This window comes from Microbacterium sp. LjRoot205 (assembly GCF_056175745.1).
Window position 1 is genome coordinate 142,369 of sequence record NZ_JBGFFH010000002.1, and the last position, 25,804, is coordinate 168,172.

Genomic DNA, 25,804 nt, shown 5'->3' on the forward strand with positions numbered 1-25,804 from the left:
AGGTGCGTCGTCCGCCTCCGCTTCCGACGCCTCCCGCGGGTCTCGCGGAGGGCGCGCCTCGGCGACGGGCGCAGGCAGGAACCAAGGGGCGCGCGAGAGACGTCGATCATGACGAACGGGCCGACGGGCGAATCGCACCCCTGAGGCCGGCAGCCGGCGCCGGGGCGGAGGCGCCTGAGGAGGTCGGGGAGCGGCCGACGTCCACGCGTGACGTATGGCGAGCTGCGAGAGCGCGCCGCAGGGCGCTGCGGGCGGAGATCCGGCGGTTCACGCAGCGGTCGCGTCGGCGACGCATCGTCTGGCTGAGCGCCCTCGGCGCCGTCGTGCTCCTGATCGGCGGAACGACCGCGGCCGCGTACAGTCCGCTCTTCGCCGTCGAGAAGATCACGGTGCTGGGCGCGACGACGCTGGACGCCGCCGCAGTCGAGGCGGCGCTGGGGGAGCAGGTCGGCACTCCGCTGGCCCTGGTCGACTCGAGCGAGGTCAAGGCCGCTCTGCTGGCGTTCCCCCTGATCGAGACCTATGCGCTCGAGGCGAAGCCGCCTCACGACCTCACAGTGCGGATCGTCGAGCGCACGCCGGTCGGCGTCATCCGCTCGGACGCCGGCTACACCCTCGTAGACGCCGCGGGCGTCGCTCTCGCCACGACCTCCGATCAGCCGGCAGGGCAGCCTCTGCTCGAGATCGACGGGGGCACGGACTCGGCGGCCTTCGAGAGCGCGGGTCTCGTGGTGCGTTCCGTCCCCGCCGACCTGCGCGCCCTGCTCACCGGGGTGAGCGCGACGACGGCCGATGACGTGACTTTGACGCTGAGCAGCGGCCTGACGGTCGTCTGGGGCAGCTCCGAGGACTCTCCGATGAAGAGCGAAGTGCTCACGAAGACCCTGCTCAGCAACCCTGAGGCGTCGACGATCGACGTCACTTCGCCGCATGCGGTGGTCGTCGGCTGAGGTTTCGACGGCAAACGGGCGACACGCCCGTGTCGCTGCGAGTGCAGGGGTGCGTGACGCTTACCTTCGAACAAGAGAAACCAATACCGGGAAATACTTTACACCTCTAGTTGAGGTTTAAGGTTCAACCCGGCGGAATCTCCCCTAAGACAGGTTCGACTATTCGGAGGCCGGCCATGAGCCAGAACCAGAACTACCTCGCCGTGATCAAGGTCGTCGGCGTCGGCGGTGGCGGCGTCAACGCCGTCAACCGCATGATCGATCTCGGTCTCCGCGGAGTCGAGTTCATCGCCGTGAACACCGACGCCCAGGCGCTGCTGATGAGCGACGCCGACGTCAAGCTCGACGTGGGCCGCGAGCTCACCCGCGGACTCGGCGCCGGTGCAGACCCCGAGGTGGGTCGTCGCGCTGCCGAGGACCACGCCGAAGAGATCGAGCAGGCGCTCACGGGCGCCGACATGGTCTTCGTGACGGCAGGTGAGGGAGGCGGAACCGGAACCGGTGGAGCCCCCGTGGTCGCTCGCATCGCGAAGTCGATCGGCGCGCTGACCATCGGTGTCGTCACCAAGCCGTTCTCGTTCGAGGGTCGTCGTCGTCAGAGCCAGGCCGAAGCCGGTGTGGTGAAGCTCAAGGAAGAGGTCGACACCCTCATCGTGGTGCCGAACGACCGCCTTCTCGAGATCAGCGATCGCGGCATCTCGATGATCGAGGCATTCGCGACCGCAGACCAGGTGCTCCTCGCGGGTGTCCAGGGCATCACCGACCTCATCACCACCCCGGGGCTCATCAACCTCGACTTCGCCGACGTGAAGTCGGTGATGCAGGGCGCGGGTTCCGCTCTCATGGGAATCGGATCCGCCCGCGGCGCCGACCGCGCGATCAAGGCCGCCGAGCTGGCCGTCGAGTCGCCTCTCCTCGAAGCCAGCATCGAAGGCGCTCATGGAGTCCTGCTCTCGATCCAGGGTGGTTCGAACCTCGGGATCTTCGAGATCCACGATGCGGCTGATCTCGTCAAGGAGGCCGCGCACCCCGAGGCGAACATCATCTTCGGTACGGTCATCGACGACACGCTCGGCGACGAGGTGCGCGTCACCGTGATCGCCGCCGGCTTCGACAGCGGCGAGCCCTCGCTGCGTCTGGACCCGATGGTCGTCTCACGTCCGGCCGCGGCCAGCACGCTGCCTGAGGTGGCTCTGTCGAACGACGAGGAGAGCAAGCCCGCAGCCGAGACACCCGCGCCCGAGAAGGCGCAGCAGCGCGTCGCGGCGACGAGCATCGAGCCGGCTTTCGCGGATGACGACATCGACATCCCCGAATTCCTGAAGTGACTCAGGCGCAGGGCCAGACCGAGTCCGGTCTGGCGGCGCGGCTGTCGGCGATCGATCATCGGATCGCCGACGCCGCGCGCCTGGCCGGCAGGGATCCGCGGGAGATCACCCGGATCGTCGTGACGAAGTTCCACCCCTCGTCGCTCGTCCGCGAACTGCATTCGCTCGGTGTCCGCGACGTGGGGGAGAACCGTCAGCAGGAGCTCTCCTCGAAGACAGTCGAGCTGGACGACCTCGATCTTCGCTGGCACTTCATCGGCCAGGCGCAGACCAACAAGGCGTCCGCGATCCGCCGCAGCGCGGACGCCGTCCACTCGGTCGACCGCGACCGGCTGGCGGATGCCCTGCACAGGGCTGCAGAGGACGACGACATCCTCGACGTCCTCGTCCAGGTGAACCTCACCGATGACGCGGGCAGGGGCGGAGTCGAGCCCGACGACGCCCGGTCGCTCGCCGAGCACATCCTCGCGCTTCCCTCGCTGCGCCTGCGTGGCGTCATGGCGGTCGCGCCACTCGACGAGGAGCCAGCCTCGGCATTCGCGCGCCTGCGCACGATCGCCGAGAGAGTGCGCGAGGTCGAGCCGACCGCCGACTGGATATCCGCAGGAATGACCGGGGACTTCGTCGCGGCCATCGATGCGGGCGCGACACACCTGCGGATCGGGTCCGCAATCACGGGACCCCGCCCCGACCGGGGTTAACCTCTAAAAAGACCACCCGACACGTTCGAACCGGAGGACACGATGGGTAACCCGCTGAAGAAGACCATGGTGTATCTCGGCCTCGCTGACGAGGAAGAGGTCTACGAGGAGGAGCCGGCCCCGGCCCGCTCCCACCGAGAGCGTGATCGCGACCGCGAACGCGAGGAGCCCGCTCCGGCGCCCGTGACCCCGCTACGGCGCCCCGTCGCCGTGCGCCAGCCCGCAGGAGGGGCAGTGAACGAGATCCTCACCGTGCACCCGAAGCAGTACCGCGACGCTCAGCTCATCGCGGAGAGCTTCCGTGAAGGTGTGCCGGTCATCATCAACCTGTCGCAGATGAGCGATGCAGACGCTCGCCGTCTGATCGACTTCGCCTCCGGGCTCTCGCTCGGCCTCTACGGCCGCATCGAGCGGGTCACCTCGAAGGTCTTCCTGCTGTCGCCGGAGAACATCGCGGTCTCTGGACACGGGGGAATCGCGCACGCGGACGCAGAGTCCGCGGGCTTCGACCAGTCGTAGACCGTGGGGTTCGTCGTCTCCATCGTCGCCAGCATCGTGCATCTGGCACTTCTGCTGTACCTGCTGGTGCTGTTCGCTCGTCTCATTCTGAGCTACATCCCGCTGTTCAATCGGGAATGGCGACCCAAGGGCGCCGGACTCGTCGCTGCCGAGCTCGTCTACACGGTGACCGATCCGCCCGTCCGGTTCTTCCGGCGGATCATCCCGCCTCTGCGAATCGGCTCGCTGTCCCTGGATTTCGGGTTCTCGATCACCATCCTGATCGTCCTGATCCTGATGAGCATCGTCCGAAGCTTCATCTGAGTCCTGTGCGACTTCGACACCCTGGGGTGTCGTGGCGTCGCGACTGACAGGCTCGGGGACTATGCTTGGCTCCCAGGTGCGCGCCCCGGGTTCGCGCCGAATCTCGACCACGCCATTCTCCAAAACTGGCAACCGAACTCATCGAAGGAGCCACCATGGCACTTACCCCGGATGACGTCGTCACCAAGCAGTTCCAGCACGTCCGCTTCAAGGACGGCTTCGACCCGGACGAGGTCGACGACTTCCTCGACGAGATCGTCATCGAGTGGCGCAAGGCCCTCGAAGAGAACGTCGAACTCAAGGCCAAGCTGGCCGCGTACGAGTCCGGCGACGCGCCGGCCGCTCCCGCAGCCGCTGCAGAGGCGCCCGCTGCGGCCGTCGAAGAGGCTCCGGCTCCGGCCCAGGCGCCGGCTGAGCCCGCTCCGTCGGGTTCCGCCACCGCGACTGCCGGCATCATCGAGCTCGCGCAGCGTCTGCACGACGAGCACGTCGCCGAGGGTGAGGCCAAGCGCGCTCAGCTCATCGCCGAAGCCGAGGGCGAAGTCAACCGCATCCGCACCGAGGCCGAGGCCAAGCAGCGCGAAGAGTCGGCCCGTCTCGAGCGCGAGCGCAATGCACTCGAGGCCCGGATCACCGAGCTCCGCAACTTCGAGCGCGACTACCGCTCGCAGCTGCGCGGCTACATCGAGGGTCAGCTCCGCGATCTCGACGAGAAGTCGGCATCGACGGACTCGACTCCGGTCTCCGCGATCGGACTGTAGGTCGTCCTTTTGCCAGGACGCCGTCCCCTTCGTCGGTCGGCGGCCGGCGCGATCGTCGCGATTCTCGCGGTGATCGTGCTGGCCGCCGATCAGTTTGTGAAGTACCTCACCACGGAGAACCTGCCACTGCAGGAGCCGGTCCCGGTGCTCGGTGAGTTCCTTCAGCTGTACTACGTGCGCAACCCCGGTGCGGCGTTCTCGCTCGGATCCGACGTCACGTGGATCTTCACCATCGCTCTGGCGGTCGTCGCCGGGGTTATCGTGTGGAAGGCCTTCGGACTCCACTCGCGGCTCTGGGCCGTGGTCCTCGGCTGCCTGCTCGGCGGAGTCCTCGGCAATCTCACCGATCGTCTCTTCCGCGACCCTGGATTCCCGATGGGGCATGTGGTCGACATGATCTCGATGCCGTGGATGATGCCCGCGATCTTCAACGTCGCCGACATCTTCATCGTCACCGGAATGATCTCGGTCGCACTGCTCGTCGTGCTCGGGCTTCGTTTCGACGGCACCCGTGAACGCGACCATGTGCTCGTCGAGACCGACGAGGAAGCCGAGGCTGCAGCGTTGGCCGAAGAGGCCGGCGCGGATCCGCACCCCGACGTGGCCCGCTCGGACGGGGCATCTCCCGATGCGCCGGCTCCGGCGTCGGACGGACGCTGAGCGTGGAGTCCCGCTCCCTCCCGGTTCCTGACGGATTGGAGGGCGCACGCGTCGACGCGGCGCTCGCGAAGCTCATGGGCTTCTCGCGCACCTTCGCCGCCGATGTCGCCTCCGCCGGCGGCGTGCGCCTCGACGGAGTCACTCTCGACAAGTCCGATCGCCTGCGTGGTGGAGGATGGCTCGAGGTGGAGTGGCAGCCGAAGGAGGAGCCGCGGATCGTCCCGATCGCGGTTCCCGAACTCGGAATCGTCTATGACGATGACGACATCGTCGTGGTCGACAAGCCCACGGGCGTCGCTGCCCACCCTTCGCTCGGGTGGGAGGGGCCGACCGTCGTCGGTGCTCTCGCCGCGGCGGGATTCCGGGTGGCCACCAGCGGGGCTCCGGAGCGTCAGGGCGTCGTGCATCGTCTGGATGTCGGCACCAGCGGACTCATGGTGGTGGCCAAGAGCGAGACGGCCTACTCGACCTTGAAGCACGCGTTCAAGGAGCGCACGGTCGAGAAGATCTACCACGCGGTCGTTCAAGGGCATCCTGACCCGCTGACGGGAACGATCGATGCCCCGATCGGCCGGCATCCGAACCACTCCTGGAAGTTCGCAGTGGTGCCGGACGGCAAGCCGTCGGTGACTCACTACGAGACTCTCGAGGCCTTTCCGGGGGCGTCGCTGCTCGAGATCCACCTCGAGACCGGGCGCACGCATCAGATCCGCGTGCACATGGCGGCTCTCCGGCATCCGTGTGCAGGCGATCCGCTCTACGGCGCGGATCCGACGATGTCGGCGCGACTCGGCCTGACGCGTCAATGGCTGCACGCGCACAAGCTGGCGTTCGCGCACCCGGCGACGGGGGACTGGGTGCAGTTCGAATCGCCCTACCCAGCGGACTTCGAGCACGCCCTGGAGATCCTGCGCGGCGAGTGAATCGCCTGCGGCGGATGTCGGCGGACTGAGCCAGACTGAGCGCATGAGCATCGAGGTGCGACCAGCGACCGACTTCGACGATGTGGCGACTCTCGTCGGCCCGAAGAAGCCGACATCGAACGTGTGCTTCTGCCTGAGCTACCGCATAGGCAGCAAGGAGAACAACGCGCTTCGGGGCGCACAGCGTGCCGACCGCGTGCGCGAGCTCTGCCATCAGGACCCGCCGCCCGGAGTCATCGCCTATCTCGACGACGAGCCGGTGGGCTGGGCAGCGGTGCACCCCCGCAGCGCGACGAGTTTCGCGCGCAATCGGTTGATCCCGCACGTCGACGACCTCGAGGTGTGGTCGTTGTGGTGCATCCGGGTCCGCCCCGGCTATCGGAAGCAGGGAATCTCGCACGCACTGATCGAGGGTGCCGTCGCGCATGCGAAGCAGCAAGGTGCGCCGGCGATCGAGGGCTATCCGGTCGACAATCACGGCGAGAAGGTGAATCCGACCATGGCCTACGTCGGAACCAGACGACTGTTCGAGGACGCGGGGTTCGAGAGGGCCGCGGACACCGGATCCACTCTCGACGGGTTTCCGCGGGTGCTGATGCGCCTCGATCTGCGGGGATCGCACAGACGGTCGAAGAAAGCCGTGAGCGTGGTGGATTCGCTTCCCTGATGTGGACGACGGGCGGGCGCGGGGGTCGCGCCGACGCTCGATGTCGCACGCCGAAAGTAGACTCGAACCATGGCATCCGACTCCTTCGTCCACCTGCACGTGCACAGCGAGTACTCGATGCTCGACGGGGCGGCGAAGATCGCGGCGATGACCCAGGCGGCGGCCGACTACGAGATGCCGGCCATCGCGGTGACCGACCACGGGAACACCTTCGCGGCGTTCGAGTTCTACAAGGCGGCCAACGCGGCAGGGGTCAAGCCGATCATCGGACTCGAGGCATACGTCACGCCCGGCACGCATCGCAGTGACAAGACCCGGGTGCAGTGGGGATCCCCGGATCAGAAGAGCGACGACGTCTCGGGGTCCGGTGCTTACACGCACATGACGATGTGGAGCGAGACCACGCAGGGCATGCACAACCTGTTCCGCCTCAGCTCGCTGTCGAGCATGGAGGGCTACTACTTCAAACCCCGCATGGACCGCGAACTTCTGCAGACCTACGGCAAGGGTCTGATCGCCACCACAGGCTGCCCCTCGGGCGAGATCCAGACACGGCTGCGCCTCGGTCAGTACGACGCCGCCCGCGCCGCGGCCGCAGAGTTCCAAGACCTGTTCGGCAAGGAGAACTACTTCGCCGAGATCATGGATCACGGTCTCTCCATCGAGCGCAGGGTCATGACCGATCTGATCCGGCTCGCGAAGGATCTCAGCATCCCGCTCGTCGGCACGAACGATTCGCACTACACGCACCAGCACGAGGCCGACGCGCACGAGGCCCTGCTGTGCGTGCAGTCGGGCTCGACACTCGACGACCCCAACCGCTTCAAGTTCGACGGCGACGGCTACTACATCAAGACCGCCGCCGAGATGCGCCAGCTCTTCCGCGATCACCCCGAGGCGTGCGACAACACGCTGCTCATCGCCGAACGCTGCGAAGTCGAGTTCAACACGGCGGCCAACTACATGCCGCGCTTCCCGGTGCCGGACGGAGAGACCGAAGACAGCTGGCTCGTCAAGGAGGTCGAGGCCGGCCTCCACTACCGGTATCCGAACGGGATCCCCGACAAGGTGCGCAAGCAGGCCGAGTACGAGACCGGCATCATCCTGCAGATGGGGTTCCCCGGCTACTTCCTCGTCGTCGCCGACTTCATCAACTGGGCCAAGGACAACGGCATCCGTGTGGGGCCGGGCCGTGGGTCCGGAGCCGGTTCCATGGTCGCCTACGCTATGAAGATCACCGATCTCGATCCGCTCGAGCACGGCCTCATCTTCGAGCGGTTCCTGAACCCCGACCGCGTCTCTATGCCCGACTTCGACGTCGACTTCGATGACCGGCGCCGCGGCGAGGTCATCGACTACGTGACCAGGAAGTACGGATCCGAGCGAGTCGCCCAGATCGTCACGTACGGCACGATCAAGTCCAAGCAGGCGCTGAAGGATGCCGGCCGCGTGCTCGGCTTCCCGTTCAGCATGGGGGAGCGCCTGACCAAGGCGATGCCGCCGCCCGTGATGGGCAAGGACATGCCCCTCGACGGAATGTTCGACTCGGCGCACCCCCGCTACAAAGAGGCGAGCGAGTTCCGCGCTCTCATCGAGACCGACCCGGAGGCGAAGACGGTCTTCGACCGCGCACTCGGCCTCGAGGGTCTGAAGCGCCAGTGGGGCGTGCACGCGGCGGGCGTGATCATGTCGTCCGAGCCGTTGATCGACATCATCCCGATCATGCGCCGCGAGCAGGACGGCCAGATCGTCACGCAGTTCGACTACCCGTCGTGCGAGTCGCTCGGCCTGATCAAGATGGACTTCCTCGGGCTCCGCAACCTGACGATCATCTCGGACGCGCTCGACAACATCCGCACCAACCGCGGTGAAGAGCTCGACCTCGAACACCTCGCGCTCGACGACCGCGGGGCCTACGATCTGCTCGGCCGAGGCGAATCACTCGGAGTCTTCCAGCTCGACGGCGGTCCGATGCGATCGCTCATGCGACTGATGCGCCCGGACAACTTCGGTGACATCTCGGCACTCATCGCGCTCTACCGTCCAGGGCCCATGGGCGCGAACTCGCACACGAACTACGCGCTGCGAAAGAACGGTCAGCAGCCCATCACGCCGATCCATCCGGAGTTCACCGAGTCGCTCGCCGACATCCTCGACGAGTCCTACGGCCTGATCATCTACCAGGAGCAGGTGATGGCCATCGCACAGCGTGTGGCCGGGTTCTCGCTCGGACAGGCCGACATCCTCCGCCGAGCGATGGGCAAGAAGAAGAAGTCGGAGCTCGACAAGCAGTTCGCGGGCTTCCAGGCGGGTATGCACGCGAACGGGTACTCCGACGGAGCCGTCAACGCGATCTGGGAGATCCTGCTTCCGTTCTCGGACTACGCCTTCAACAAAGCGCACTCGGCGGCCTACGGTGTCGTCTCGTACTGGACCGCCTATCTCAAGGCCCACTATCCCGCCGAGTACATGGCCGCGCTGCTCACCAGTGTCGGCGACTCGAAGGACAAGATGGCGCTGTACCTCAACGAGTGCCGTCGAATGGGCATCAAGGTGCTCCCACCCGATGTCTCGGAGTCGATCAAGTACTTCGCCGCCGTCGGCGACGACATCCGCTTCGGGTTGGGTGCCGTCCGCAATGTCGGAAGCAACGTGGTCGAGGGCATCATCGCGGCGCGCAAGGACGAGCGATTCACCTCGTTCCATCATTTCCTCGAGAAGGTGCCGCTGCATGTCTCGAACAAGCGCACGGTCGAATCGCTGATCAAGGCCGGTGCATTCGACTCGATGGGGGACTCCCGCCGAGCCCTGCTCGAGATCCACGAGGATGCCGTCGAGGCGGCTGTGGATCGCAAGCGGAACGAGGCGCAGGGCGCGATCGGCTTCGACTTCGACAGCCTGTACGACGACATGGAAGAGGCGGCGCCTGCCAAGGTCCCGGCGCGACCGGAGTGGATCAAGAAGGACAAACTCGCGTTCGAGCGAGAGATGCTCGGGCTCTACGTCTCCGACCACCCCCTGGCGGGGCTCGAAGTGCCGCTCGCCAAGCACGCGTCGATCTCGATCCACAACCTCATCAACTCCGACGACATGCAGGACGGCGAGCAGGTCACGGTCGCCGGTCTTGTGACGAGCGTCCAGCACCGTGTCGCGAAGGCCAGTGGAAACCCGTACGGCATGATCACGGTCGAGGACTTCAACGGCGAGGTGACGGTCATGTTCATGGGCAAGACCTACACCGAGTTCCAGCACATCCTGCAGCAGGACTCCATCCTCGCGGTGCGCGGACGGGTGTCGAAGCGCGATGACGGACTCAATCTGCATGCGCAGTCGGCCTTCGCGCCGGATGTCGGCTCCTTCGACGCCGCGGGCCCCCTCTCGCTCGTCCTGGCGGAGCAGAGGGCGACCGAGCGGGTGATGACCGAGCTCGCAGAGGTGCTGCGACGCCACAACGGCGACACCGAAGTGGTGTTGCGCGTGCATCGTGGCGGCACGGCGAAGGTCTTCGACGTGCCGATGCCGGTCAAGGTCTCCGCCGATCTGTTCGGCGATCTCAAATCTCTGCTCGGCCCGACCTGCCTCGGCTGAGCATCAGCGAAGCGCTGCTGCCCGAGGGGTCCTCACGGATGCACCGGGTAGTATCGGGACGCGTTCGGGTGCATGACGCAGAGGCTCTGCACCGTGGCGAAAGGACCCTCCCATGAGCACGGAATCACCCTTCCTGAACAACGACGAGTCGGATGCAGACCGTTCCTCGGCCGCACCCGAAGTGGCCTTCGAGGAGGACTTCTCCGATGATGACGGCGTTCTCTACGATGACGAGGTGACGCCGGAGTACGGCATCCTCGGTTTCACTCTGAGGGAGCTGCTCATCGTCGGCGTGTGGCTCATCGCCTTCATCGCCTCGTTCTTCCCCTACGTCGGCGACGCCTCGATCTGGGGCGCCGGAATCCAGTGGATCCTGCCCATCGGCGTGCCGACGGTCGCCGTGTTCCTGGTGATCCTCCGCCGCTTCTCGCCGGACGGCATCCGCCGCGTCGGATCACTGGGAATCGACCAGTTCGCATCGGTCGCGTTCTCCGTCTCGGCCGTCTTCTGGCTGGGAGCCCTCTGGAACGCGGTCGCCTTCGTGATCGAGTTCGGCGTCTTCGGGCTGCCCTGGAACGGCGTCGTCCAGCTTCTCGCGGCGCTCGCGCTCGTCGTCCTCACCGTGTTCGCTCCGCTGGTGCCCGGCCTCAAGGAGGACTTCCAGGGCCGCCTCGTCACGCTCGCGCACCGCAACGCCAATCCGGTCCGACCGGTCATCGCGCGCCCGCGCCCCGAGCCCGCCCCCGAGGCGAGCGACACGCCCGCCGGCCCAGAGGCAGGCGCTGCGCCGCACGTGGCGGCTGCTGCTCCCCACCTCGCGGCCGATCCGTCATTCGACGCCGCTCCCGAGCCCCAGGTCGCCCCGGCGTACTCGACAGACCCTGCCCCGGCGTACCCGACAGACCCTGCCCCGGCGTACTCGACAGGCTCTGCTCCGACGCACACGACAGACGACACCCCTGCGCCGCACACGATCGAGACTGCCCCTCCGGCGTACACGACCGCGGCCGCTCCGGCTGCCGGTCTCGACGTGGAGCTGTCCGACGCCCAGGCGACCGACGAGGTCGCCCGTCTCGATCTCGCCGAGCAGGTGCCGCTCTCCTCGCACGCCTCCGGCGGGGGGACAGGTACCGAGGAGACGACTTCCGATGAGGACTACGTCCCCGCGTACTCGCGTCGATCGCGCGGTCAGGAGCCCGAGATCGTATCCGACACCGGCAGCATCGAGTCTCTTCTGGGAACGACCGCTCGTGACGTCTCGTCGGCCGAGACGACCGCATTCCCCGCCGTCGACGACGAGACCGACTTCACCGCGACGAACCCGCAGCACGACTTCGCGGCGCCGCAGCCTTTCTGGATCCTCGCGCCGACCGAGCGTGACGTGCACGACGAGCGCGGCGAGAGCATCTTCCGAGTCGGTCCGAGCGCCTGGGCTCTCGTCATCGAGGACCGCGGTGGTGCATACGTCATCAGACACGACGACGGTCGCATCGGCTACCTGCACGACATCTCAGACATCACGAGAGGCTGACCTTGCGCACGATCGATCTGCGGGGGCGCACGCTCTCGCCGGCTGACATGCTCGCGGCCGTGCCGCGCGCCACCCAGGCACGAGCCGAGGCTCTCGACACCGCGGCTCGAATCGTCGACGATGTGCGCGAGCGGGGCGAAGAGGCTCTGCGCGAGCAGGCCGAACGTTTCGATCGTGTCTCCGGACACGAGATCCGTGTGCCCGCGCAGCACATCGCCGAGGCCCTCGAGAGCCTCGCGCCCGACGTCCGCCTCGCTCTCGAGGAGGCGATCCGCCGGGTGCGCATCGCCTCGGCGGCACAGGTCCCCGAGCGTYAGATCACGCGGATCGGGGCCGGCGCGACGATCACCCAGCGCTGGCAGCCCGTCCACCGTGCGGGGGTGTACATCCCCGGAGGCAAAGCGGTCTATCCCTCCAGTGTCATCATGAACGTCGTCCCGGCGCAGGTCGCGGGCGTGCAGCAGATCGCACTCGCCTCACCGCCGCAGGAGGACCAGGGTGGCCGCGTGCACCCCACGATCCTCGCCGCGGCGGGCCTGCTCGGCATCACGGAGGTGTACGCGATCGGCGGAGCAGGCGCGATCGGATCCTTCGCGCACGGCGTCGAGGGAATCGGGCTCGACCCGGTCGACGTCCTGTCGGGGCCGGGGAACAACTACGTCGCCTCCGCCAAGCGGGCTGTGGCGGGCGTCGTCGGCACCGACTCCGAGGCGGGGGCAACCGAGATCCTCGTCGTGGCAGATGCGGCAGCTGACCCACGACTCATCGCGGCCGACCTCGTCAGCCAGGCGGAGCACGATGAGCAGGCATCGGCCGTGCTCGTCACAGACTCCCCGGAGTTGGCCGATCGCGTCGCCGCGGAGGTCGAGCGGCACGCGGGCGCCACGCGTCACGCGACGCGAGTGGCGGCAGCGCTGGACGGCCCGCAGTCGGCCATCGTCCTGGTCGATGACCGTGCGATGGCGACGGCGTTCAGCAACGCGTATGCTCCCGAGCACCTCGAGCTGCACCTCCAAGACGCCGAGGCCGCGGCCGACAGCTTCACCAGCGCGGGTGCCGTGTTCGTCGGAGATCACACCCCCGTGAGTCTCGGCGACTACATGGCCGGCAGCAACCACGTCCTGCCGACCGGGGGACAGGCGCGCTACGCGCCCGGACTCGGTGCATACACGTTCCTGCGTCCGCAGCAGGTCATCTCCTACGATCGCGCCGCACTCGCAGACGTGCGCGCGGGAGTCGTCGCCCTCGCCGAGACCGAGGCGCTTCCCGCACACGGTGAGGCGATCGAGGCGCGTTTCACCGCGTAGGATCGGTCAGATGCACTGCCCCTTCTGCCGTCACTCGGACTCTCGGGTCATCGATTCGCGCACCAGTGATGACGGTCTCTCGATCCGTCGTCGACGTCAGTGCCCCGAGTGCGGAGGTCGTTTCACGACGACGGAGACGGCGAGCCTCAACGTGATCAAGAGATCCGGTGTCATGGAGCCGTTCAGCCGAGAGAAGGTGATCTCGGGCGTGCGCAAGGCCTGTCAGGGCCGGCCCGTCACCGAAGCCGATCTGGCGATCCTCGCTCAGCGGGTGGAGGAGGCCGTCCGACAGACGGGTGTCTCCCAGCTCGACACGAACGAGATCGGCTTGGCGATCCTCGGACCTCTCCGCGACCTCGATGAGGTCGCATACCTGCGCTTCGCGAGCGTGTATCAGGCCTTCGACTCGCTCGAGGACTTCGAGAGCGCGATCACCGATCTTCGCGCCGACCACGTCGAGCCGGAGTCCGTCGACCGGTAATCTGGCAGGGATGTATCCGCTGCTCTTTCGCGCTGTCCTGTCGCGCTTCGACCCTGAGTTCGCCCACCACGCCGGGATGGCGGTGATTCGCGTGCTCGGGGCGCCGCCCTTCTCCTGGGCGACCCGTGCTCTGACGAAGCCCGCCCCGTCGCTGCAGGTGCAGGCCCTCGGATTGACGTTCTCCTCGCCCTTCGGGATCGCGGCCGGTTTCGACAAGAACGCCGTCGGCGTGCGCGGTCTCGCTGCGCTCGGCTTCGGGCATGTCGAGGTCGGCACCGTCACTGCGATCCCTCAGGACGGAAACCCGAAGCCCCGGCTGTTCCGCCTCATCGCCGATCGAGCGGTCATCAACCGCATGGGGTTCAACAACGAGGGTGCAGATGCCGCAGCCCGGCGTCTCGCGCGACTGCGGCGCGGAGCACCCGACACGGTCATCGGAGTGAACATCGGCAAGAGCCGGGTCGTCGATGTCGAGGATGCCACCGCCGACTATGTGGCGTCGGCGACGAGGCTCGCGCCACTCGCGGACTATCTGGCCGTCAACGTCTCCTCTCCGAACACCCCCGGTCTTCGGGGGCTTCAGGCCGTCGAGACACTGGCTCCGCTGCTCAGAGCGGTGCGCGCAGCATCCGGTGAGACACCGCTGCTCGTCAAGATCGCCCCCGACCTCTCCGACGAGGAGATCGTCGCCATCGCGAACCTCGCAGTCGACGAAGGGCTGGCCGGCATCATCGCTCACAACACCACCGTGAGCCGGGACGGCCTCACGACGGATGCGGCCACGGTCGCGCAGATCGGAGCGGGCGGACTCTCCGGAGCGCCGCTCAAGGAGCGTTCCCTGCAGGTGCTGCGGCTCGTGCGCTCGGCTGTGCCCGAGGAGTTCTGCGTGATCGCCGTCGGGGGAGTGGAGACGCCGTCCGACGTGCAGGAGCGGCTCGAAGCCGGAGCGACGCTCGTGCAGGGCTATACGGCCTTCCTGTACCGCGGTCCCTTCTGGGGGCGCGAGATCAACCGGGGCCTCGTCGCGCGCTGAGTCGCCGCATGCACGAAAGCGAGAGGCGCCTCGTGCTCGGGGAGCAGGAGACGCCTCTCGGGGAGATCTGAGGATCAGGCGGGGTAGTCACCGCGCTTCACCTGAGGTTTGGGCAGACGCATGAACCGCATCTGCAGCGACCGCATCGCGGCGTACCAGCCGAGGCCACGCTCCATGCGCTCCTTGCCGAACTTCGCGGCGATCTTGCGCTTGACGCGCATCCCCAGCAGCACCATGCCGCCGATCGCGAGGATCAGGTACGCCATCATGACCAGGTATGCCCAGCCGGCGATGGCGAATCCGCCGATGGCGAGGTTCGCGGGCAGAAGCGAGATCAGGATGACGAGCACCATGACACCCATGACGAACTCGGCCGGGTGCCAGCCGGCGTCGACGTAGTCGCGGACCCACCGGCGCTGTGGCCCCTTGTCGCGAGCCGGGAGGTACTTCTCCTCGCCGGCAGCCAGGCCGGCCTGTGCGCGGTTGCGTCGTTCGTTGAGCTCTGCGCGTGCGGCGGCCTTCGCCTCTTTGGTGTTCGCGACCAGAGGCCGACGGCGCGCCGCCTCCTGCTCGGCCCGGGTCGGCGTCGCGCGTCCCTTGCCCGACGCAGTCGTCTCGGGGGCGTCGTCATTCGTCGAAGGGGGGACAGGGGTAGTGGCCACGAGGTTCCTCGGTTCAGTGAAGGCGGATCACCTTAAGATTACTCGCATGACATCTCCTGCCCAGCCCGGCGACCAGAATCTGTCCAGCGAACGCGAGCCCGCCGTCCTCGAGGCGGTCTCGACGGGGTTTCCCGCGGCGCTGAGCGACCTGGGCGCGCTCGTCCGCATCCCCGGCATGGCATGGCCTGCGTTCGATCAGACGCAGCTCGAACGCAGCTCCGAAGCCGTCGCGGCACTGGCCACGGCAACCGGGGTCTTCGACGACGTGCGCGTTCTCCGTGCCGCGATCCCCGGCACCGACGAGCACGGGCAGCCGGCGGTGCTCGCGACGCGCGCAACGCGCAACGGCAAGCCGACGATCCTGCTCTACGCACACCACGACGTACAGCCTCCGGGTGACGACGCGCTGTGGGAGACGCCTCCGTTCGAGCCCACCGTCCGCGGCGGACGTCTCTACGGTCGAGGCGCTGCGGACGACAAGGCGGGCATCATGGCGCACATCGCTTCGATCCGTGCGGTCGCCGAGGTCGTCGGCGACGATCTGGAACTGGGCATCGCGATGTTCATCGAGGGCGAAGAGGAGTACGGTTCCCGTTCCTTCGCGCAGTTCCTCTCCGACAACAAGGAGGCGCTGCGTGCGGATGCCATCGTGGTCGCGGACTCGGGAAACTGGGACTCGGTGACTCCCGGCCTCACGGTCTCGCTCCGCGGCAACGCACGATTCACCGTGCGCGTGCGCACGCTCGACCACGCATCGCACTCGGGGATGTTCGGGGGAGCCGTCCCCGACGCGATGATGGCCACGGTCAAGATGCTCTCCACGCTCTGGAACGAAGACGGCTCTGTCGCGGTCGAGGGGATGACCGAGCGCGATGCGCCCACTCCCGAATACACCGAGGAGACGCTTCGGGACGAAGCAGGCCTTCTGCCAGGCACCTCGCCGATCGGCGGCGGCAGCATCCTCAGCCGGATCTGGAACAAGCCCGCGGTGACCGTCATCGGAATCGATGCGACCAGTGTCGCGGCGGCGTCGAACACCCTTCTTCCCGAGGTGACGGTCGTCGTGAGCGCGCGCGTCGCGCCTGGTCAGACCGGTGAGGACGCGTATGCCGCTCTCGAGGCGCATCTGCGAGCGAACGCGCCGTACGGCGCGGAGCTGACGTTCTCGGACGTCGATCTCGGCAACGGCTTCCTCGTCGACACCAGTGGCTGGGCCGTCGCGCTCACCCGCGACGCCATGCGGGACGGCTACGGCGTCGCCCCTGTCGACCTCGGAGTCGGCGGATCGATCCCGTTCATCGCCGACCTCGTGCGGGAGTTCCCCGATGCGCAGATCCTCGTGACCGGCGTCGAGGACCCGCACTCGCGGGCCCACAGCCCCAACGAATCCCTGCATCTCGACACGTTCCGCCACGCCGTGGCGACCGAGGCCCTGCTGCTCTCGCGGATGAACGACATCATCATCTGAGCCCGATCGTCGAGGCTGAGGGTAAAATCGAGTTACCAGCCGTGCGAGCACGGCCCGTCCGAAGGAGCGACATGAGCGACACCACACTGACCTCAGCAGAGACCACCCAGGCGCACGGCGTGAAGCTGACCGACGCCGCGGCGATCAAGGTGAAGAACCTCCTCGAGCAGGAAGGCCGTGACGACCTGCGTCTGCGCGTCGCCGTCCAGCCCGGCGGATGCTCCGGCCTGATCTACCAGCTGTACTTCGACGAGCGGTTCCTCGAGGGGGACGAGACCGTCGACTTCGACGGCGTCGAGGTCATCATCGACAACATGAGCGTCCCGTACCTCGATGGCGCATCCATCGATTTCAAGGACACGATCTCCGAGCAGGGCTTCACGATCGACAACCCCAACGCCGCGGGCAGCTGCGCCTGCGGAGACAGCTTCCACTGACCCGGACCCCTCCGCCAACCTGCGTGGTTGGCATGAATCAGGTGTGAGGTTGCCCTAGACTTGGGTGTGCCCTGTCCGCAATCTGAAAGGTGCATCGTGCCCTCGAAACGCCGCCTTCGTTGGGCCGCTCTCCCCCTGGGAGTAGCGGCAGCCGTGGCCCTGGCGGGATGTACTGCCACTGAGCTGAACGGTTACCTCCCGGGCTTCGTGGAGGGTGAGCCTGCGGCCACCAACCAGACCGAGCGCGTGTCGTCGCTCTGGGTCAACTCGTGGATCGTCCTGCTCGCCGTCGGCGTGATCACCTGGGGCCTGATGGCCTGGGCCGCGATCGCCTACCGCCGCCGCAAGGGCCAGACGGGTCTGCCCGTGCAGATGCGCTACAACATGCCGATCGAGATCTTCTACACGGTCGTGCCGCTGATCCTCGTGCTGGGAATGTTCTTCTTCACGGCCCGTGACCAGTCGGCGATCGAGGCGAAGTGGGACGAGCCCGACGTCGAGATCACGGCGATCGCCAAGCAGTGGGCGTGGGACTTCCAGTACGACGGCGAAGAGGAAGACAACTCCGACGCCGTCTGGACCATGGGAATCCAGGCTCAGCCCGATGCGGACGGCAACATCGACCAGGCGCAGCTGCCCACCCTGGTGCTGCCGGTCGACCAGAAGGTCACGATCAACCTCCAGTCTCGCGATGTCATCCACTCCTTCTGGATCATCGACTTCCTCTACAAGAAGGACATGTACATCGGGAAGGACAACTCCTGGTCCTTCATCCCGACCCGTGTCGGCGAGTACGCCGGCAAGTGCGCCGAACTGTGCGGCGAGTACCACTCGATGATGCTCTTCAACGTCAAGGTCGTCGAGCAGGACGAGTACGACGCCTACCTCCAGACTCTCGAGGAGGAAGGCAACACCGGAGACATCACGGACGCCTACGACCGTCTGTCGAACTACCCCGGGACCACCGCCCCGACCTCCGAGGAAGGAGAGGAGTAAGCCATGTCGACCACTGAAGCCCCCCGCACCGACGAGGCCCCTCGCTCTCGACCCACCACTCTGCCCGCACGCCAGGCTGCTCTCATGAGCACGTCGCGCGTCGAGCAGAAGGGCAACATCGTCGTCAAGTGGATCACCTCCACCGACCACAAGACGATCGGGTACATGTACCTCATCGCCTCGGTGCTGTTCTTCCTCCTCGGCGGCGTGATGGCCCTCGTCATCCGCGCAGAGCTGTTCGCTCCCGGGATGCAGATCATCCCGACAAAGGAGCAGTACAACCAGCTCTTCACGATGCACGGCACGATCATGCTCCTCATGTTCGCGACGCCGCTCTTCGCCGGCTTCGCGAACGCGATCCTGCCGCTTCAGCTCGGTGCACCGGATGTGGCGTTCCCGCGTCTGAACGCCTTCGCCTTCTGGCTCTTCCTGTTCGGCTCGACCATCGCGGTCGCCGGCTTCCTCACCCCGCAGGGCGCTGCGTCGTTCGGCTGGTTCGCCTACCAGCCGCTCGCCAGCGCGTCGTTCTCGCCGGGTGCAGGTGGAAACCTCTGGATGGTCGGACTCGGAATCTCCGGCTTCGGAACGATCCTCGGCGCGGTGAACTTCATCACCACCGTGATCACGATGCGTGCTCCCGGAATGACGATGTGGCGTATGCCGATCTTCTCGTGGAACACGCTCATCACGAGCCTTCTGATCCTCATGGCGTTCCCCGTCCTCGCAGCGGCGATCTTCGCTGCAGCCGCGGACCGCATCCTCGGCGCTCACATCTACGACCCGGCGAACGGCGGTGTTCTGCTCTGGCAGCACCTCTTCTGGTTCTTCGGTCACCCTGAGGTGTACATCATCGCCCTGCCGTTCTTCGGAATCGTGTCGGAGATCTTCCCGGTCTTCAGCCGCAAGCCGATCTTCGGGTACAAGACGCTCGTCTACGCGACGATCGCCATCGCCGCGCTGTCCGTCGCCGTGTGGGCGCACCACATGTACGTGACCGGCTCGGTCCTGCTGCCGTTCTTCGCCCTGATGACCATGCTCATCGCGGTGCCGACGGGTGTGAAGATCTTCAACTGGATCGGCACCCTCTGGCGTGGGTCCGTGACGTTCGAGACGCCGATGGTGTTCGCGCTCGGCTTCCTGGTGTCGTTCGTCTTCGGTGGTCTGACCGGCGTGATCCTCGCGGCTCCGCCCCTCGACTTCGCACTCTCCGACTCGTACTTCGTCGTCGCGCACTTCCACTACGTCGTCTTCGGCACCGTGGTGTTCGCGATGTTCGCCGGCTTCTACTTCTGGTGGCCGAAGTGGACAGGACGCATGCTCAACGAGCGTCTCGGCTACGTGCACTTCTGGATGCTGTTCATCGGCTTCCACATGACGTTCCTCATCCAGCACTGGCTGGGTGTCGACGGCATGGTGCGTCGCTACGCCGACTACTCGGCGGCTGACGGCTGGACCTGGCAGAACCAGGTCTCGACGATCGGTGCGATCATCCTCGGCGCGTCCATGCTGCCGTTCTTCCTGAACGTCTGGATCACGGCTCGCAAGGCGCCCAAGGTCACGGTCAACGACCCGTGGGGCTATGGAGCTTCGCTCGAGTGGGCGACCTCCTGCCCGCCGCCGCGCCACAACTTCACGTCGATCCCGCGCATCCGCAGCGAGCGTCCTGCATTCGACCTGAACCACCCGGAGGCGGCGGAGTTCACACCGGCCGCACCCGGCGAGCGAGAGGGCCACTGAGCCATGCGCGACAACGTCATCCTCTGGTGGGTCCTGACCGCCTTCTTCGCACTGGTCGGAGTCGTCTACACCGGCTGGCACATCCTCGCCACGCCGTCGGACAACTTCGCCGAGCGCATCGAGTGGGTCGGCACCGTGGCGCTGTTCTTCGCCGCGTTCATGGGCGCGATGATCGCCTTCTACCTCGACCGCACGCACAAGGCTCAGAACGGCGAGCTGCCTGAGGACATCCTCACGAGCGACATCGACGACGGCGACCCCGAACTGGGTGAGTTCAGCCCCTGGTCCTGGTGGCCGATCGTGCTCGCCGGATCCGCCGGAGTCTTCGTGGTGGGTCTCGCCGTCGGGCACTTCCTGCTCCCGATCGGCCTGGCGATCTTCGTGGTCGCGATCGTCGGCTGGGTCTACGAGTACTACCGCGGGAACTTCGCCCGCTGACATACAGCGAGAAGGCCCCTGGGATTCCCTCCCGGGGCCTTCTGCATGTCGGGGCTATGCTCGCGAGCGGATCCGGGCGATGCCGGTCAGGGGGTCGACAGGGCGGCGGTGAACGCCGTCGGCATCCTCCACGGGATAGCCCTCCCTGACCCAGTACTCGAACCCGCCGATCATCTCCCGAACGGCATACCCGAGCTTCGCGAACTCGAGAGCGCCCTTCGCGCCCGCGTTGCACCCCGGACTCCAGCAGTAGACCACGACGGCGGAGCCGGCCGGTATCTCGGCCGGCGCGCGATCCGCGATCTCGCTGTAGTGCATATGCGTGGCCCCTGCGACGCGTCCCTGAGCCCAGGCCTCGTCGGAACGGACATCGATGATGACGATGCCGTCCTCGGCCCGGAGAGCGGCGTACACGTCACTCGCGTCGGTCTCGTAGGCGAGTTTGGCGGCGTAATACTCAGTGCGATCGATCATCTCCCCAGCCTAGGAAGACGCGCGGGCACCTGCCGTCGTCTTCCCGACGACGTCAGACCGGATTCCGCCAATGTCGACGTGGCGTCTCAGAGCTCGACCGTCATCTGCACCCGGCGTCCGTATCGATCGAGACCGAGAGAGGTCTCGGTGTCCACGAGGCCGCGCTGGAACGGAGTCTCGGGGATGCTCTCGAGAAACCCGCACGACGAGTAGAACGGAGCGTTCCAGGGGATCTCCGCGTACGTCCGCAGAGTCATGCGGCTATAGCCATGCTCGCGTGCGGCCTCCAGAGCGGCGCTGACGAGTCGACGCCCGAACCCCTGGCGTCCGGAGGTCGGAAGCACGGAGAGCTGCTCGAGGTGCGCGTGGCCGTCGGCATCGAGGACGTGCACGAAGCCGACGGGGGAGCCGCTCGAGGCTTCCAACACGAGCACGAACCCCGGAGCTGCGAGTCGTTCAGCGCCATCGCCTGCGGGCGGCCACTCCGGCGCCCCCAGGCGGTCGATCAGGAGCGCGTCGGCCTGCATCTCGATGGCGTGCAGGATCTCCGCGTCCTCAACGACGGCCGGCCGGATGACATCGCTCACCGTGCATCCTCCGCGACTGCCGCGATCGCTTCGATCTCCACCAGCTGGTGGTCGTACCCGAGCACGGTGACGCCCAGGAGTGTGCTCGGTGCGTCATGGTCGCCGAAGGCGTCGTGGATGACATCCCAGGCCGTGACCAGATCAGCCTGGGACGACGAGGCGACGAGTACGCGCGTGCTGATGATGTCCGAAAGCGTGGCGCCGCTGGCATGCAGGGCGATGTCGAGGGTCTCTGCGCAGCGTGCAGCCTGTGCGGCATAATCGCCGGGGGCGGTCGTCGAGCCGTCGTCTTCGAGGGGGCATGCACCCGCGAGGAAGATGAGGCGGGAGCCGGCTGGGGCGGTCGCCGCATATGCATAGGGTGCTGCGGCGAGGTCGGCGGAACGGATGAGTTGGACTGCTGAGCTCATGTCACGATCCTGCCATGTGCACATGAACGGCGACCGGATGCGAAAAGGCCCTGTCCGAGATCGAACAGGGCCTTTTCGGGCGAGAACCGGCGGTCTTACTCGCTGTCCTCGGACTTCTTCTTGCGAGGCTTCTTCACCGGCTCGGTCGAGATGACCGTGCTGGGGGTGTTCGCCGTCTCATCGACGTGGGTCTCGCTGACGGTGATCGGGGCATCCGGGACGCCTGCGCGCTCGTGAGCGCCCTGGATCTCGGCCGCTTCGGTCTCGTCGTTCTGGGCGGTCACGTGATGCTGGTGCGCATCTGCAGCCTCGATCTCGGCCTGCGTCAGCGGAGCGAGACGATCTTCGAAGAACCAACGCGAGATGGAGGAGCGCAGGTTCTCAGTCCACGAGATGCGTCCCTTCGCATTCGGACGCACGACCAGCGGCTCGTAGCCGTCGACATCGATGAGCTTCCAGCGGTCGTACTTGTCGACGGGCTGGTGGACCTCGATGAACTCGCCGCCGGGAAGGCGGACGATGCGGCCGGACTCGAAGCCGTGCAGGACGATCTCGCGGTCCTTCTTCTGCAGAGCGATCGCGATGCGCTTGGCGATGAAGTAGCCGAGAACCGGTCCGACGAACAGCAGCGCCTGAAGCGCGTGGATCACGCCCTCCATCGTGAGCATGAAGTGCGTCGCGATGAGGTCAGACGATGCTGCAGCCCACAGGACGGCGTAGAAGACGACTCCGGCCACGCCGATGGCGGTCCGGGTCGCCGCGTTGCGCGGGCGCTGAGCGATGTGGTGCTCGCRCTTGTCGCCCGTGACCCAGGCCTCGATGAACGGGTAGATCGCTACGAGCACGATGAACAGACCGAGGACGACCAGCGGCAGCAGGATGCCGAAGGACCAGGTGTGATCGAGGAAGACCACATCGAGGTTCGACGGAGCGAGTCGCAGAGCGCCGTCGGCGAATCCGATGTACCAGTCAGGCTGCGTGCCGGCCGAGACGGGGGAGGGGTCGTACGGGCCGTAGTTCCAGATCGGGTTGATCTGGAAGAACGTCGCGATCAGCACGATCGTGCCGAAGACGATGAACAGGTAGCCGCCCATCTTCGACATGTACACGGGCATCATCGGGTAGCCGACGACGTTGTCGTTCGTGCGGCCGGGGCCGGCGAACTGCGTGTGCTTGTTGACGATCATCAGCATCAGGTGCACGGCGATGAGGCCGATCACCAGCAGCGGAAGCAGCAGGATGTGCAGCGTGTACAGGCGTCCGACGATGTCGGTGCCGGGGAACTCGCCGCCGAAGAGGAGGAACGAGGTCCAGGTGCCGATCAGCGGGATGCCCTTGATCATTCCGTCGATGATGCGCAGACCGTTGCCCGAGAGCAGGTCGTCGGGAAGGGAGTATCCCGTGAAGCCCTCGGCCATGGCGAGGACGAACAGCACGAAGCCGATCACCCAGTTGAGCTCGCGGGGCTTGCGGAACGCACCGGTGAAGAAGACGCGCAGCATGTGCACGCCGATGCCGGCCACGAAGACGAGTGCGGCCCAGTGGTGGATCTGGCGCACCAGGAGGCCACCACGGAGGTCGAACGAGATGTGCAGCGACGACTCGAGCGCCGCCGACATCTCGATTCCGCGCATCGGGGCGTAGGCGCCCGTGTAGTGCGTCTCGACCATGGAGGCCTGGAAGAAGAAGGTCAGGAAGGTTCCGGAGAGGAACACGACGACGAAGCTCCACAGCGCGATCTCACCCAGCATGAACGACCAGTGGTCGGGGAAGATCTTGCGGCCGAGCTCCTTGACGAAGCCGGAGATGCTGGTGCGCTCATCGATGTAGTTCGACGCGGCGCCGACGAATCGACCGCCGAGAGGCGCCTTGTTGTCCTTGTCCTCTTTGGACAGCGTTGCGGTGCTCAATGGCGCTCCCAGAAGCTCGGGCCGACGGGCTCGGTGAAGTCACTGCGTGCGACGAGGTAGCCCTCGTCGTCGACGGTGATGGGCAGCTGCGGCAGCGGACGTGCGGCCGGTCCGAAGATGACCTTGGCGTGATCCGTGACGTCGAACTGCGACTGGTGACAGGGGCAGAGGAGGTGGTGGGTCTGCTGCTCGTACAGTGCCACGGGGCATCCGACGTGCGTGCAGACCTTCGAGTACGCGACGATGCCGTCGTACGACCAGTCCTTGCGGTCCTCGGCCTCGATGAGCTGCTCGGGGCGCAGGCGCATCATCAGCACGATGGCCTTCGCCTTCTCCTCGAGGTAGCCGTCGTGGTGGCTGAGCTCGGCGAGGTCCTCCGGGATCACGTGGAACGCGGATCCGAGGGTGACATCGGCCGCGCGGATCGGCGTGCCGTCGGGGTCGCGGACGAGGCGCTGACCCTTCTCCCACATGGTGTGCTTCAGCAGCGTCACCGGGTCGCCCGCGGTGGGGTCGTCGGGCGTGCTGTGCGGAGCGAGACCGCGGAAGAGCGTGACTCCGGGGATGATCGAGGCCACGATCGCCGCGAACAGCGAGTTGCGGATCATCGTGCGTCGTCCGAATCCGGACTCCTCGTTCGCCGTGGCGAAGGCCTCGACGACCGCCTCTCGCGTCGAGTCCTTGCCCCGGGTGGGGTGGCGGTGCTCGATGTGCTCCTTGTCGCTCATCAGCGCCTTGGACCAGTGGATCGCGCCGATGCCGATCGAGAGCAGCGCCAGTGCGATGCCCAGACCGATGAAGAGATTGTTCTGACGGATGTCGATGAGCGCGCCGCTCTCGATGGGGAAGAGCATGTAGGCGGCGACCGCCCAGATGCTTCCTGCCAGCGAGAGATAGAACAGCGTGTAGACCGTGCGCTCTGCAGCCTTCTCAGCGCGCGGGTCCTTGTCGGTCATCCGCGCGCGGTGCGGCGGCAGCCCCGGGTTCTGCACGGGATCGCTGACTGCGACACCCAGCCCTGGAGAGGGCTGGTAGGCCCTGTCAAGAGCCTGCGAGTCGTCGTCGTGTGCCATGGTGCTCCTCGTACGTTCCTCTTCGATGAATAAGCGTCAGTTGGACTTCGCCGTGATCCACACGGTGATGGCGACGAGCGCGCCGATTCCGAAGATCCAGACGAACAGGCCCTCGGAGACGGGACCGAGCGAACCGAGCGAGAAACCGCCGATCTGCACGGACTGCTGCTGGTAGAGCAGAGCCGAGATGATGTCGCGCTTGTCTTCGTCCGACAGGTTCATGTCGCCGAAGACGGGCATGTTCTGGGGGCCCGTGACCATGGCGGCGTACATGTGCAGCGCGCTGGTCTCGGTCAGTGCCGGGGCGTACTTGCCCTCGGTGAGTGCTCCACCGGCTGCCGCCACGTTGTGGCACATCGCGCAGTTCACGCGGAACAGCTCTGCGCCGTTGGCGACATCTCCGCCGCCGTCGAGGATGTGGTCCTCGGGGAAGGTCGGACCAGGAGCAGATGCCTGCACGAAGGAGGAGATCGCGAGGATCTGCTCCTCGGTGAACTGCGGCTCCTTCTGGGGTGCCTGCGGTCCCTGCATCTGCAGGGGCATGCGACCCGTCGACATCTGGAACTCGACTGCGAGCTCGCCGACGCCGTAGAGGCTCGGTCCGTTCGCCGTGCCCTGCATGTCGAGACCGTGGCAGGTGGCGCAGTTCGCCGTGAACAGCTTCTCGCCGTCCTCGACCGTGAGCGTGGTCGCAGCAGTGGTCTGGGTGTCGGTCGCAGCGAAGGCTGCGGATGTTCCGGCGTATACCGCGCCGGTGATCATGAGGCCTGCTCCGATGAGGGCTGCCGCAGCCAGTGGGCTGCGACGGCCATTCGAACGGCGCTTCTTCTCTCGTGCCATCTCGGGGATCAGCTCCGCTC

Annotated in this window: 26 protein-coding genes; 19 read left to right on the forward strand and 7 right to left on the reverse strand. The window is 66.5% G+C overall.

Annotated features, from left to right (window positions below; translation table 11 throughout):
- The first annotated feature begins 2 nt into the window (after positions 1 to 2).
- The 14 genes from AC04ME_RS06450 to AC04ME_RS06515 all read left to right on the forward strand — a co-directional run bounded on the left by AC04ME_RS06450 (position 3) and on the right by AC04ME_RS06515 (position 14,752).
- Positions 3 to 950, forward strand: coding sequence for a cell division protein FtsQ/DivIB (locus tag AC04ME_RS06450; RefSeq protein WP_475434169.1), 948 nt, complete (start codon positions 3 to 5; stop codon positions 948 to 950).
- A gap of 176 nt (positions 951 to 1,126) precedes the next feature.
- Positions 1,127 to 2,278 carry a cell division protein FtsZ gene (gene ftsZ / locus AC04ME_RS06455; protein WP_042538433.1) on the forward strand — a complete coding sequence of 384 codons (1,152 nt, stop codon included), beginning with the start codon at positions 1,127 to 1,129 and terminating at the stop codon, positions 2,276 to 2,278.
- Positions 2,275 to 2,979, forward strand: coding sequence for a YggS family pyridoxal phosphate-dependent enzyme (locus tag AC04ME_RS06460; protein WP_475434171.1), 705 nt, complete (start codon positions 2,275 to 2,277; stop codon positions 2,977 to 2,979). Before ftsZ ends, AC04ME_RS06460 begins: the two co-directional genes overlap by 4 nt.
- Before the next feature lie 42 nt (positions 2,980 to 3,021).
- Positions 3,022 to 3,498 carry a cell division protein SepF gene (locus AC04ME_RS06465; RefSeq protein WP_042538430.1) on the forward strand — a complete coding sequence of 159 codons (477 nt, stop codon included), beginning with the start codon at positions 3,022 to 3,024 and terminating at the stop codon, positions 3,496 to 3,498.
- A 3-nt stretch (positions 3,499 to 3,501) separates the two neighbouring features.
- Complete coding sequence (locus AC04ME_RS06470; protein ID WP_042538428.1) at positions 3,502 to 3,801, forward strand: YggT family protein; 300 nt, start codon at positions 3,502 to 3,504, stop codon at positions 3,799 to 3,801.
- 155 nt (positions 3,802 to 3,956) lie between these two features.
- Positions 3,957 to 4,562, forward strand: a complete 606-nt coding sequence (locus AC04ME_RS06475) for a DivIVA domain-containing protein (protein WP_079113084.1) — start codon at positions 3,957 to 3,959, stop codon at positions 4,560 to 4,562.
- A gap of 9 nt (positions 4,563 to 4,571) precedes the next feature.
- Positions 4,572 to 5,222 carry a signal peptidase II gene (lspA, locus tag AC04ME_RS06480; protein ID WP_475434174.1) on the forward strand — a complete coding sequence of 217 codons (651 nt, stop codon included), beginning with the start codon at positions 4,572 to 4,574 and terminating at the stop codon, positions 5,220 to 5,222.
- Positions 5,223 to 5,224: 2 nt separating this feature from the next.
- The gene (locus AC04ME_RS06485; RefSeq protein WP_455905143.1) at positions 5,225 to 6,145 is read left to right on the forward strand and encodes an RluA family pseudouridine synthase; all 921 of its coding nucleotides are present in this window, start codon (positions 5,225 to 5,227) and stop codon (positions 6,143 to 6,145) included.
- A 43-nt stretch (positions 6,146 to 6,188) separates the two neighbouring features.
- The gene (locus AC04ME_RS06490) at positions 6,189 to 6,812 is read left to right on the forward strand and encodes a GNAT family N-acetyltransferase (protein WP_475434176.1); all 624 of its coding nucleotides are present in this window, start codon (positions 6,189 to 6,191) and stop codon (positions 6,810 to 6,812) included.
- A gap of 69 nt (positions 6,813 to 6,881) precedes the next feature.
- A complete protein-coding gene (gene dnaE / locus AC04ME_RS06495) occupies positions 6,882 to 10,400 on the forward strand; it encodes a DNA polymerase III subunit alpha (protein WP_042538419.1) in 3,519 nt (1,172 codons plus the stop codon).
- Between the two features lie 112 nt (positions 10,401 to 10,512).
- On the forward strand, positions 10,513 to 11,931 hold the full coding sequence (locus tag AC04ME_RS06500) for a hypothetical protein (RefSeq protein ID WP_475123089.1): 1,419 nt from the start codon (positions 10,513 to 10,515) through the stop codon (positions 11,929 to 11,931).
- Positions 11,932 to 11,933: 2 nt separating this feature from the next.
- Entirely contained in the window at positions 11,934 to 13,238 is a 1,305-nt protein-coding gene (gene hisD, locus AC04ME_RS06505) for a histidinol dehydrogenase (protein WP_475434178.1), read from the forward strand.
- A gap of 10 nt (positions 13,239 to 13,248) precedes the next feature.
- Entirely contained in the window at positions 13,249 to 13,719 is a 471-nt protein-coding gene (nrdR, locus tag AC04ME_RS06510) for a transcriptional regulator NrdR (RefSeq protein ID WP_042538415.1), read from the forward strand.
- 10 nt (positions 13,720 to 13,729) lie between these two features.
- Positions 13,730 to 14,752 (forward strand): quinone-dependent dihydroorotate dehydrogenase, encoded by a 1,023-nt coding sequence (locus tag AC04ME_RS06515; protein WP_475434180.1) that lies wholly within the window; start codon positions 13,730 to 13,732, stop codon positions 14,750 to 14,752.
- A gap of 74 nt (positions 14,753 to 14,826) precedes the next feature.
- On the opposite strand, the gene AC04ME_RS06520 is transcribed toward AC04ME_RS06515, so the two are convergent.
- A complete protein-coding gene (locus tag AC04ME_RS06520; protein WP_042538410.1) occupies positions 14,827 to 15,414 on the reverse strand; it encodes a DUF3043 domain-containing protein in 588 nt (195 codons plus the stop codon).
- Between the two features lie 46 nt (positions 15,415 to 15,460).
- Between AC04ME_RS06520 and AC04ME_RS06525 the strand changes: the two genes are divergently transcribed.
- The 5 genes from AC04ME_RS06525 to AC04ME_RS06545 all read left to right on the forward strand — a co-directional run bounded on the left by AC04ME_RS06525 (position 15,461) and on the right by AC04ME_RS06545 (position 20,490).
- Positions 15,461 to 16,882 (forward strand): M20/M25/M40 family metallo-hydrolase, encoded by a 1,422-nt coding sequence (locus AC04ME_RS06525; RefSeq protein WP_475434183.1) that lies wholly within the window; start codon positions 15,461 to 15,463, stop codon positions 16,880 to 16,882.
- 71 nt (positions 16,883 to 16,953) lie between these two features.
- Complete coding sequence (erpA, locus tag AC04ME_RS06530) at positions 16,954 to 17,319, forward strand: iron-sulfur cluster insertion protein ErpA (RefSeq protein ID WP_042538408.1); 366 nt, start codon at positions 16,954 to 16,956, stop codon at positions 17,317 to 17,319.
- A 96-nt stretch (positions 17,320 to 17,415) separates the two neighbouring features.
- A complete protein-coding gene (ctaC, locus tag AC04ME_RS06535) occupies positions 17,416 to 18,315 on the forward strand; it encodes an aa3-type cytochrome oxidase subunit II (protein ID WP_056377194.1) in 900 nt (299 codons plus the stop codon).
- A 3-nt stretch (positions 18,316 to 18,318) separates the two neighbouring features.
- Positions 18,319 to 20,052, forward strand: coding sequence for an aa3-type cytochrome oxidase subunit I (gene ctaD, locus AC04ME_RS06540; protein WP_042538403.1), 1,734 nt, complete (start codon positions 18,319 to 18,321; stop codon positions 20,050 to 20,052).
- 3 nt (positions 20,053 to 20,055) lie between these two features.
- Entirely contained in the window at positions 20,056 to 20,490 is a 435-nt protein-coding gene (locus tag AC04ME_RS06545; RefSeq protein ID WP_042538402.1) for a cytochrome c oxidase subunit 4, read from the forward strand.
- Positions 20,491 to 20,544: 54 nt separating this feature from the next.
- On the opposite strand, the gene AC04ME_RS06550 is transcribed toward AC04ME_RS06545, so the two are convergent.
- The 6 genes from AC04ME_RS06550 to qcrC form a co-directional block, all read right to left on the reverse strand.
- Positions 20,545 to 20,964, reverse strand: coding sequence for a rhodanese-like domain-containing protein (locus AC04ME_RS06550; protein WP_042538401.1), 420 nt, complete (start codon positions 20,962 to 20,964; stop codon positions 20,545 to 20,547).
- An 86-nt stretch (positions 20,965 to 21,050) separates the two neighbouring features.
- Positions 21,051 to 21,551, reverse strand: coding sequence for a GNAT family N-acetyltransferase (locus AC04ME_RS06555; RefSeq protein ID WP_475434186.1), 501 nt, complete (start codon positions 21,549 to 21,551; stop codon positions 21,051 to 21,053).
- Positions 21,548 to 21,961, reverse strand: a complete 414-nt coding sequence (locus tag AC04ME_RS06560; protein ID WP_475434188.1) for a RidA family protein — start codon at positions 21,959 to 21,961, stop codon at positions 21,548 to 21,550. Before AC04ME_RS06560 ends, AC04ME_RS06555 begins: the two co-directional genes overlap by 4 nt.
- Before the next feature lie 95 nt (positions 21,962 to 22,056).
- Positions 22,057 to 23,871, reverse strand: a complete 1,815-nt coding sequence (gene qcrB / locus AC04ME_RS06565; protein ID WP_475434190.1) for a cytochrome bc1 complex cytochrome b subunit — start codon at positions 23,869 to 23,871, stop codon at positions 22,057 to 22,059.
- A complete protein-coding gene (qcrA, locus tag AC04ME_RS06570; RefSeq protein ID WP_042538395.1) occupies positions 23,868 to 24,944 on the reverse strand; it encodes a cytochrome bc1 complex Rieske iron-sulfur subunit in 1,077 nt (358 codons plus the stop codon). The genes qcrB and qcrA overlap by 4 nt, the downstream gene beginning before the upstream one ends.
- 36 nt (positions 24,945 to 24,980) lie before the next feature.
- A complete protein-coding gene (gene qcrC / locus AC04ME_RS06575; protein ID WP_079113075.1) occupies positions 24,981 to 25,784 on the reverse strand; it encodes a cytochrome bc1 complex diheme cytochrome c subunit in 804 nt (267 codons plus the stop codon).
- Positions 25,785 to 25,804: the final 20 nt, after the last annotated feature.